A 1,855-nucleotide genomic window follows, 5' to 3' on the forward strand; every position below is an offset into this window, starting at 1 on the left:
CTTGGAATATGAGAAAATGAGACCTTTTCCTGGCGTGCCTGAAACTTTAAAAGCTTTAAGGTACATGGGATTGAAGCTTGCAATCACATCAAATAGAAGAAGTGTTAAAAAGGCCATTGACTATCTAGGTTTGGGAGAGTATTTCGATCTAGTTTTGGGATTAGAAGAGGTAAATATACCTAAGCCCGAACCCCACATCCTTTTAGAGGCAATTGAAAGCTTAGGAGTTGACCGCGACCAAGTGGCTTATGTGGGAGACACTGTTATCGATATGCTCACCGCAAAAAATGCAGGTATAGTTGGCATAGGATTGACTACCGGACCATCTAGCGAGGAGGAGCTCATGGAAGCCGGGGCTTTTCTGGTCTTGTCAAGCGTAAATGATGTACTGAAAATATTTTTAGATAACACGATTCTCCAGGCGAACGCGATGAAACTACGTGGTAAGCATGCATCGCAGGAGGGTGATCTGTAAATGTCTGAACAAATGAGGCCTTCTTTTTCGCAAAATGCGATCAAGGTTTTAGAGCGTAGATATTTATTAAAAGATGAAAAAGGAAATCTCATGGAAACGCCCGAGGATATGTTATGGCGGGTGGCACGTGCCGTTGCAAAGGCCGAAAGGTCCTTTGGTGACGAAGGAGCAGAAAAAGAGTGGGCCGAAAGGTTTTTCGAAATGATGGCAAGACTTGATTTTTTGCCCAATTCTCCCACGTTGATGAATGCTGGGACACCCGCAGGGCAATTGTCGGCTTGTTTTGTCCTGCCCATCGGCGATAGCATGGAAGAGATATTTGACGCTCTTAAGTATACCGCCTTGGTTCATAAATCTGGCGGAGGGACGGGGTTTAATTTTTCGTCACTTCGTCCTTATGGTGATATTGTAAAAAGCACTAAAGGCGTCGCTTCTGGCCCTGTTTCTTTCATGGAACTTTTTGATCACACTACTGATGTAGTAAAACAAGGTGGGATGAGGCGCGGTGCCAACATGGGGATATTAAATGCTGATCATCCCGATGTGGTTAAATTCATCAAGGCTAAGGTAGAAGAAGGTAAGTTAAGAAATTTCAACATTTCGATAGGCGCCACTCAAAAGTTTATGCGAGCTATTTTAAACGACGGAGATTGGGATCTCGTAAATCCGCGAACGAGAGAAGTAGTGGATAGAATAAAGGCTCGGTATTTATTCGATCTTATCTGCGAAATGGCCTGGAAGACGGGGGATCCCGGAATGATTTTTCTAGATAAAATCGAAGCTTCAAACCCTACCCCTCATTTAGGTCCCATTATCGCCACCAATCCCTGTGGCGAGCAGCCACTTTTACCCTTCGAATCTTGTAATTTAGGAAGCATTAACTTATCAAACATGATTTCATCAAATCGAGAAATTGATTGGAATAAACTAGAACAAACTACTCGAATGGCTGTTCGTTTTTTGGATGACGTGATCGAGATAAACCAATTCCCAATAAAAGAGATTGCCGATAGGACTAAAGCTACAAGGAAAATTGGATTAGGCGTTATGGGTTGGGCTGACGTGCTTTTCAAGGCTCGCATTCCTTACGATAGCGAGGATGCATTGGAGTTCGCTCGTCAAGTGATGTGCTTTATAAGCAAAATCGGACATGAAGAAAGTTCAAAACTTGCGGAAGAAAGGGGCCCCTTCCCTGCATGGAAGGGAAGCAAGTGGGAAGAAAGCGGCCTTCTAATGAGAAACGCCACAGTTACCACCATTGCGCCCACAGGGACCATCTCGCTCATTGCCGAGGTGTCAAGTGGCATAGAACCAGTCTTTGCTCTTGCTTATAAACGAAAGGCCTTTGGTGGAAGTGCTAGCTTGACTTACGTCAATGAA

2 protein-coding genes are annotated in these 1,855 nt (G+C 44.2%); both read left to right on the forward strand.

All coding sequences use genetic code 11. From position 1 onward, the window contains the following. On the forward strand, positions 1 to 475 hold a 475-nt coding region (locus Q7P41_RS04450), incomplete at its 5' end, for an HAD family hydrolase (RefSeq protein ID WP_303882448.1). Continuing rightward, positions 476 to 1,855 (forward strand): adenosylcobalamin-dependent ribonucleoside-diphosphate reductase (locus Q7P41_RS04455; protein WP_303882449.1); only part of this gene is annotated, 1,380 nt, incomplete at its 3' end.

Source organism: Acetomicrobium mobile (assembly GCF_937920065.1).